5 protein-coding genes are annotated in these 8125 nt (G+C 72.6%); 2 read left to right on the forward strand and 3 right to left on the reverse strand.

Annotation, left to right across the window (positions count from 1 at the left end):
• Nucleotides 1-1320: 1320 nt before the first annotated feature.
• Nucleotides 1321-3795 carry a DNA helicase PcrA gene (gene pcrA, locus H5J33_RS15920; protein WP_181795564.1) on the forward strand — a complete coding sequence of 825 codons (2475 nt, stop codon included), beginning with the start codon at nucleotides 1321-1323 and terminating at the stop codon, nucleotides 3793-3795.
• A gap of 40 nt (nucleotides 3796-3835) precedes the next feature.
• On the opposite strand, the gene H5J33_RS15925 is transcribed toward pcrA, so the two are convergent.
• Together H5J33_RS15925 and H5J33_RS15930 are read right to left on the reverse strand one after the other, a co-directional pair.
• Entirely contained in the window at nucleotides 3836-5341 is a 1506-nt protein-coding gene (locus H5J33_RS15925) for a M23 family metallopeptidase (RefSeq protein WP_309485414.1), read from the reverse strand.
• A gap of 244 nt (nucleotides 5342-5585) precedes the next feature.
• Nucleotides 5586-6440, reverse strand: coding sequence for a triacylglycerol lipase (locus H5J33_RS15930; RefSeq protein WP_181795566.1), 855 nt, complete (start codon nucleotides 6438-6440; stop codon nucleotides 5586-5588).
• Nucleotides 6441-6660: 220 nt separating this feature from the next.
• Here H5J33_RS15930 and H5J33_RS15935 point away from each other — a divergent pair, with 220 nt between their 5' ends.
• The gene (locus H5J33_RS15935) at nucleotides 6661-7083 is read left to right on the forward strand and encodes a cobalamin B12-binding domain-containing protein (protein ID WP_181795567.1); all 423 of its coding nucleotides are present in this window, start codon (nucleotides 6661-6663) and stop codon (nucleotides 7081-7083) included.
• On the opposite strand, the gene H5J33_RS15940 is transcribed toward H5J33_RS15935, so the two are convergent.
• Nucleotides 7059-8125: DUF5691 domain-containing protein (locus H5J33_RS15940; protein ID WP_258565137.1), on the reverse strand; the 1067-nt coding region annotated here is incomplete at its 5' end. The genes H5J33_RS15935 and H5J33_RS15940 overlap by 25 nt on opposite strands.

Genomic DNA, 8125 nt, shown 5'->3' on the forward strand with positions numbered 1-8125 from the left:
TGTTCATCAGCGTCAAGACCGTCCAACGGCACCGCGCGACCTCGTCACGGAGCCGCTGAAGGCTGCCTTCCACGGCAAGCGGGGCCTCGGCACGTTCGGCGGCCAGGGGCCACCCGATCCATTCCGGGCGCCCCTTCCATCCGGCACCCCCGCCCCGCCCAGCGCTTCCGGCTCGTGGCCCGCCCTCGACTCCGTCAGCGAGCCGACGGCCCCCCTCGTCCTCGGTCCATCCGTCCCGTTGCCCGGGCCGGGTCGCGTCGGCGAACTGGCCCCGCTCGCCCCGTCCGCTGCGGTCGGTCCACCCGTCCCGCCCGCGCCCGCGCTCCCCGCCCCCGACTCCATCGGCGAAGCTGCGGTCCCCCTCACCCCCGGTCCACCCCTCCCGCTCCCCGCCCCCACCCGCGTCAGCGAGCCGGTGGCCCCGCTCTCCACCTCCGGCCTCGTCGGTGAACCGGACCCCCTCACCCTCGGCCCACCCGTCCCGCTCCCCATGCCTGTCCCCTTGCCCACGTCCACCCCGGGCCGCGCGCGCCCCCCGCTTTCCGATTCCGGCCTCGTCGGCGAACCGGGCCCCCTCACCCTCGGCCCACCCGTCCCGCTCCCCACGTCTGTCCCCTTGCCCGCGGTCACCCCGCGCCGCGCGCAGCCCCCGCACCCCCCGCTCTCTCCGCCCCCGACGTTCCCCGGTGCCGTCGCCCTCGGCGGAGGCATCCAGGGCCGACTCCGCCTGGCGGTAGAAGTCGGCGATCTTGCGGGCGATCTCCTCCGGAGTCGGGGTGCCCTGGGCGGCCGCGAGGGCGGTCTCGGCGGGCTGGGTGAACACCGCCGTGGAGGCGAGGGCGGGGGTGTGGACGCCTGCCGGCTGGCTGCCGCCGGGGCGCGGCTTGCGGTGCGACGCCAAGGGGGCGACTCCTTCCGTGCTGCCGCCTGCCGGTGGGCTCGGGCGGTGCCGGCACGGAGCGCCCCACGGCTTCGTCCCGGGCGGGAGTCGGCCGATTCGGCCCAGGATCTGGGGGTTCCCCGGCTCCGGGCACCGCGCTGGGCGTGCCGGACTCGGCGGAGGCCGTACGGCCCGGCGACGTTCGCCGGAGGGCGGTCGTGCGGCCTGACGGCAACCTAGCCAACTCGTGAGTCTTCTGTGAAGGTTGGTGTGCGCAATGTCCGATACGTTTCCGTGCCCTGAGGGCCGCCCCGCGCGTCGGTGAGCAGGTGGTTCCCTTGGGTGACGCGGCGCGAGGGAAAGATCGGCCGCCCAGGGAACGGGCCATGTTCCGGGGACGGCGACCGGTTGTCGGTGGGGCGCCCTAGACTCGGAGAGCGATGAGCAGCCTCTTTGACGACAGCTTCCTGGCGGACCTCCAGGCCCCTCGCGGGCACGAGGAGGAGCCCCCGCCACCGCCCGAGGACGATCACGCTCCGGAGTCGGTTCCGGACGATCTGTTCGGCGGGAAGTTCGACGTGCCGCCGGACCGGGACACCCACTACCGCGACGGCGCCCCGCGCCCCGCGCTGGACCCGGCGGCCCTCCTGGAGGGGCTGAACGAGAACCAGCGCGCCGCCGTCGTGCACGCCGGCTCCCCGCTGCTCATCGTCGCCGGCGCCGGCTCCGGCAAGACCCGGGTGCTCACCCACCGCATCGCCTACCTGCTGGCCGAGCGGAACGTCCACCCGGGCCAGATCCTCGCGATCACCTTCACCAACAAGGCCGCGGGCGAGATGAAGGAGCGCGTCGAGCAGCTCGTCGGCCCGCGCGCGAACGCGATGTGGGTGATGACCTTCCACAGCGCGTGCGTGCGCATCCTGCGCCGGGAGAGCAAGAAGCTCGGCTTCACCTCGTCGTTCTCGATCTACGACGCCGCCGACAGCAAGCGCCTGATGGCCCTGGTCTGCCGTGATCTGGACCTCGACCCCAAGCGCTTCCCGCCCAAGTCCTTCAGCGCCAAGATCAGCAATCTGAAGAACGAGCTGATCGACGAGGAGGATTTCGCCGCGCAGGCCTCCGACGGCTTCGAGAAGACCCTCGCGCAGGCGTACGCGCTCTACCAGTCGCGGCTGCGCGAGGCCAACGCGCTCGACTTCGACGACCTGATCATGACGACGGTCAACCTGCTGCGCGCCTTCCCGGACGTCGCCGAGCACTACCGCCGCCGCTTCCGGCACGTCCTGGTCGACGAGTACCAGGACACCAACCACGCCCAGTACGCCCTCGTCCGGGAACTCGTCGGCACGGGCGAGCACGCCGCCGGCGAGGTGGACACCGCGCCGAGCGAGTACGACGTCCCGCCGGCCGAGCTGTGCGTCGTCGGTGACGCGGACCAGTCGATCTACGCCTTCCGGGGCGCCACGATCCGCAACATCCTCCAGTTCGAGGAGGACTACCCGGACGCGACGACGATCCTGTTGGAGCAGAACTACCGCTCCACGCAGACCATCCTGTCCGCCGCCAACGCGGTCATCGAGCGCAACGAGTCCCGCCGCCCGAAGAACCTGTGGACCAACGCCGGCCAGGGCTCCCGGATCGTCGGGTACGTCGCCGACACCGAGCACGACGAGGCCCAGTTCGTCGCCGACGAGATAGACCGCCTGGTCGACGCGGGCGAGGCACGCGCCTCGGACGTCGCCGTCTTCTACCGCACCAACGCCCAGTCCCGTGTCTTCGAAGAGGTCTTCATCCGCGTCGGCCTGCCCTACAAGGTCGTCGGCGGGGTCCGCTTCTACGAGCGCAAGGAGGTCCGGGACGTCCTCGCCTACCTGCGCGTCCTCGCCAACCCCGAGGACTCGGTGCCGCTGCGCCGCATCCTCAACGTGCCCAAGCGGGGCATCGGCGAGCGCGCGGAGGCGATGATCGACGCCCTCGCCCAGCGCGAGAGGATCAGCTTCCCGCAGGCCCTGAAGCGGGTGGACGAGGCGTACGGCATGGCCGCGCGTTCCACCAACGCGGTCAGGCGGTTCAACGCGCTGATGGAGGAGCTGCGCACGATCGTCGAGTCCGGCGCCGGACCGGCCACCGTCCTCGAGGCGGTCCTGGAGCGCACCGGATATCTGGCCGAGCTCCAGTCCTCCACCGACCCGCAGGACGAGACGCGGATCGAGAACCTCCAGGAACTCGCGGCCGTGGCCCTGGAGTTCGAGCAGGAGCGCGGGGAGGGCGAGCAGGGGACGCTGGCCGACTTCCTGGAGCAGGTCGCCCTGGTCGCCGACTCCGACCAGATCCCCGACGAGGAGGACGGCGGCGGCGTCATCACGCTGATGACCCTGCACACCGCCAAGGGCCTGGAGTTCCCGGTGGTGTTCCTGACCGGTATGGAGGACGGCGTCTTCCCGCACATGCGGGCCCTCGGCCAGACCAAGGAGCTGGAGGAGGAGCGGCGCCTGGCGTACGTCGGCATCACGCGCGCGCGGGAGCGGCTGTACCTCACGCGCGCGGCGCTGCGCAGTGCCTGGGGCCAGCCGTCGTACAACCCGCCCTCCCGCTTCCTGGAGGAGATCCCGCCCGCCCATGTGGAGTGGAAGCGGACCGGGGCCACGGCGCCGGCGTCCGGGGTCGCGGCCTCGCTGTCCTCGTCCCGTTCGCGTTCGTCGGCTTCGGGGGCGTCCGGATTCGCCACCCGGCGCACGGCGGAGAAGCCGGTGGTCGCGCTGGCCGTCGGGGACCGGGTCACCCACGACCAGTTCGGGCTCGGCACGGTCGTCGCGGTGAAGGGCACCGGCGTCAACGCGGAGGCGACGATCGACTTCGGCGAGGCCAAGCCGAAGCGGCTGCTGCTGCGGTACGCGCCGGTGGAGAAGCTGTAGCGCGCGAAAAGGGCCCCGCCGGGGAGCGGGGCCCTGGGGGCTAGGTGGGATCCAGGCCGTGGCTGCGCAGCCAGGGCAGTGGGTCTATGGCCGAGCCGCCCGCCGGCCGTACCTCGAAGTGCAGGTGCGGGCCGGTGGAGTTGCCCGAGTTGCCGGAGTAGGCGATGGGCTCGCCGGCCTTGACGGTCGTACCGGAGGCGACGCGGTAGCTGGACAGGTGGCAGTACCAGGTCTCCGTGCCGTCCTTCGCCGTCACGATCATCATGTTGCCGTAGGCGCTGTTCCACTTGGTGGTGACGGTGCCGTCGGTCGCGGCCATCACCGTGGTGCCGTAGGAGACGGGGAAGTCGATGCCGGTGTGCACCGACATCCAGTTGATGCCGGCCTGACCGAAGTAGGCGCTGAGTCCGTGCTGCGCGACCGGCAGCGCGAACTTCGGGCGCAGCCGCTCCTTGAGCGCGGCCTCCGCCGCCGCCTTCTTCTTCTCCAGCGCCTGCTGCGCCTTGAGGTCGATCCGCTCCTGGGTGCGGCTCGCCCGGTCGGCGAAGTCGTCGGCACCGGCGGACAGGGTCCGGAGCTGGGAGTCCAGCTTGCTGTTGGCGACCGCCGGCTTGACCGGCTGCGCGTCCGCTGTGGTGGTGGAGGTGTCCTTCGAGTCGTCGCCGAGCGCGGCGACCGAGGCGGCGGCGATCCCCGCGACCCCCATCACGCAGGCCGAGGGCACGGCGACGGTCAGCAGCGCCGAGCGCTTGGCGGGCGTACGGCGCCGGGAGCGGGCCGCGCCGCGCGAGCCCGTGCGGGCCGCCGGCACCGGGGCGACCTCCTCCTGGCCGTCCAGCAGGCCGGTCACGGCGGGCAGTTCACCGGTGGCGTCCGCCTCCTCCGAGGCGGACGGCGGCTCGGTGAACCCGGAGTCGCCGTACGGCTCCCCCTCGAAGGCCGTGGACGCTGCCGATCCGTGGGCGCCGACCCCCTCGAACGTCGCGGTGGCCTGCCCGTCGAACGGTTTTCCGTCCTGCCCGGGTCCGGCCGGCGCGGTCTGTCCGGCGGAGTTCCACTGCGTGGCGTCGTACGCGCCGGTGTCGAAGGTCTGGGTGCCCCACGTCCACTGCTGGGTGGTGTCGGCGGTGCCCGGGGAACCGGGCTGCTGCCAGGCGCCGGTGTCCCACTGGCCGCTGACATCGTTTCCGGTGGCCTGCGCGGGGCCGGTCCAGGCGGTGCTGTCGTGGACACCGGAGTCGTAGGCGCCGGCATGACCGGCCGCGTACGCGTCGTAGGCCGGGAACTGGCCCGTCCCGGTCTGCCACTGGGCGGTGCCGTACGCGCCGGTGGTCGGCTCGCTGCCCGGGAGGCTGCCGAAGAGCGGGTCCGTGTGGAAGTCCGTGCTCCCGGAACCGTCGGTAAAACCGGTGGCGTCATAGCCGCCGTACGTGGTGAGGTCGTCGTAGGAGGCTTCCTGTGCTCCGTACGGCGCGTAGTGCCCGGTGGAGGCGTCGGAAGCCGGGGCCGGGGTGGTCATCGTCCCCGACGGGTGACGGTCGTTCACCAACTTCTCTTTCGCCTCGACAACAGGGGCTGCCAGAGCAGTGCGGCGACTGTACCCGGCAGTACCTGGGCGCGACAATCTTCGGACGGTTTCGTGTGAGCCGTAAACGGGCATTCGGCCGTGTTTCGGGGGCTCCCAACGCGACTTTGGCCTTGCGTTCGAGGAATGTTCGATGTCGAGCGGCGATTTGTGCCGACTGTGTACGTCCTGTGAGGCGCCCGTGCGCTCCTCGGCGCGGCCGGTCTCAGGCCACCGTCAGGCCGCCGGTGACCTGGCCCCCCGGGTGCGGGGCGTCGAGGGCCTCGCGTATGGCGGCGGCCACGGCCGGGTGCACGGGCAGGGCGAGATGACCGATGCCGCTCACCCGGACGTTGCGCGCGTCCAGATCCGGATGCTCCAGACAGGCCGTCTCCAGCGGGTCCATGAGGGAGTCCAGGTCGCTCCAGAAGCTCACGAACCGGGTCCGGCAGCCGGGCGCGGGCCGGGCCAGCTCCTCGATCACCGCCGAGCCGGGCCGCATCTGCCGCACGATCGGATGCGCGTCCGCCAGCGGTGCCACCCGGGTTCCGGAGTGCGGGGTGCCCAGCGTGACCAGGGTGCGCACCCGCAGGTCACCGCCGAGGCACTGGACGTAATAGCGCGCGATCAGACCGCCGAGGCTGTGTCCCACGATGTCGACCCGCGCACTGCCGGTGCGCTCGCAGATCTCCTCGATGTGCCTGCCGAGCAGCTCCGCGGCGGTGCGGATGTCACAGGTGAGCGGAGAGTAGTTCAGCGACTCGACGCGCTGCCGGCCGTGCTGTGCGAGGGCGCGGCGCAGCAGGACGAACACCGAGCGGTTGTCGATGAAGCCGTGCAGCAGCACGACCGGCGGGGCGGGCCGGACCGGCAGCCGGGCCGTGCCGTCGCCGGGGGCGGGCAGGGCGGCGGGGTGGCGTTCCCGGATCAGGCCGGTCGGATAGAGCAGGAGGTGGCCCGCCAGGATCGCGGCCTCCAGGGCCGTCGCCCGGAGCAACGTCACGGACAGTCCGGCCAGTCTGCCCGGCCACAGGCGGTGGCAGGACGGGAAAAACAGCGGCAGTACCCCGGTGACCTTCATCGGCCGACCTCCTGTCGGCACGCGAAGGTCGTCCTCGACCCCCGTGTGCCTCATGTCCCACCATGTGATTTCCCCCTCGCCGCGCACCGTGAAACCGCCCGGTGCGGGATGCTGGGGATAACGTTCGTTCACTTCGACGATGGCGGGACGCGCCAAAAGTGCGGTACTTGTCGGTACGAACGGAAGCGATCGCTTCCGTGGTCGCTTGATGGAGGCAGTGATGGGTGTGGCAGCCGGTCCGATCCGCGTGGTGGTCGCCAAGCCGGGGCTCGACGGTCACGATCGCGGGGCCAAGGTCATCGCGCGGGCTCTGCGCGACGCCGGTATGGAGGTCATCTACACCGGGCTCCACCAGACGCCCGAGCAGATCGTCGACACCGCCATCCAGGAGGACGCCGACGCGATCGGCCTGTCCATCCTCTCCGGCGCCCACAACACGCTGTTCGCCGCGGTCATCGACCTGCTCAAGGAGCGCGAGGCCGAGGACATCCTCGTCTTCGGCGGCGGCATCATCCCGGAGGAGGACATCGCGCCGCTGAAGGAGAAGGGCGTCGCGGAGATCTTCACCCCCGGCGCGACGACCTCGGCGATCGTGGAGTGGGTCCGGGAGAACGTCCGTCAGCCGGCCGCGTCCGGCGGCTGAGCGCCCTCCTTTCGCGGCCCGGCGGGCGGCAGGAGTTCCCGCGTCATCTCCGCCCGCAGCCGCAGCGTGGTGACCAGCCGCTGGAACGCCTCCGCCCAGTATCCGCCGGCGCCCGGCGCGGCGTCCTCCGGTTCGTCGGGTATCGCCAGGAGCGTCTCCAGCCGCGTGGCCTCGGCCGGGTCCAGGCAGCGCTCGGCCAGCCCCATCACCCCGCTGAAGCTCCACGGGTAGCTGCCCGCCTCCCGGGCGATGTCGAGGGCGTCCACCACCGCCCGGCCCAGCGGCGGCGCCCACGGCACGGCGCACACCCCGAGCAGCTGGAACGCCTCCGACAGGCCGTGCGTGGCGATGAACCCGGCCACCCACGCGGCCCGTTCCCCCGCATCCAGCGCGGCCAGCAGCTTCGCCCGCTCCGCCAGGGACACCGCGCCCGGCCCGCCCGCCTCCGGCGCCGACGGCGAGCCGAGCAGCGCCCGCGACCACGCGGCGTCCCGCTGCCGGACCGCCGCCCGGCACCAGGCCGCGTGCAGTTCGCCCTGCCAGCCGTCCGTCACCGGCAGCGCCACGATCTCCTCGGGCGTCCGCCCGCCCAGCCGCCGCGGCCAGGTGCCGAGCGGAGCGGACTCCACCAACTGCCCGAGCCACCAGGACCGTTCCCCGCGGCCCGCCGGGGGCGTGGCCACCACGCCGTCGCGTTCCATGTCCGTGTCGCACTCGAGCGGCGCCTCCACCACGATCGCCGGCGTGTCACCGGTGCGGTCCAGGGCCACACACGCCGTGGCGCGTACGGCCATCCGCGCGGCGAGCGCCGAGCCCGGCAGCGCGGACAGCAGATCCGCCGCGGTGGCCCGGACATTGCGGCTGCGGTCGCCCAGCGTCTGCTCCAGGAACGGCTCGTCCGCGTCCGACAGGCCCGTGCGCAGCGAGTCCAGGAACATCAGCCGGTCCTCCGCCCGCTCCGTCACCCAAGTCGACGCCAGCAGCTCCCGCCCCCGCGCGGGCGTATGGGCGCGCAGCGCGCCGAGCAGTGCCGCCCGCTCCG

The sequence above is a fragment of the Streptomyces sp. WELS2 genome (assembly GCF_013870595.1).
GTDB lineage: Bacteria > Actinomycetota > Actinomycetes > Streptomycetales > Streptomycetaceae > Streptomyces.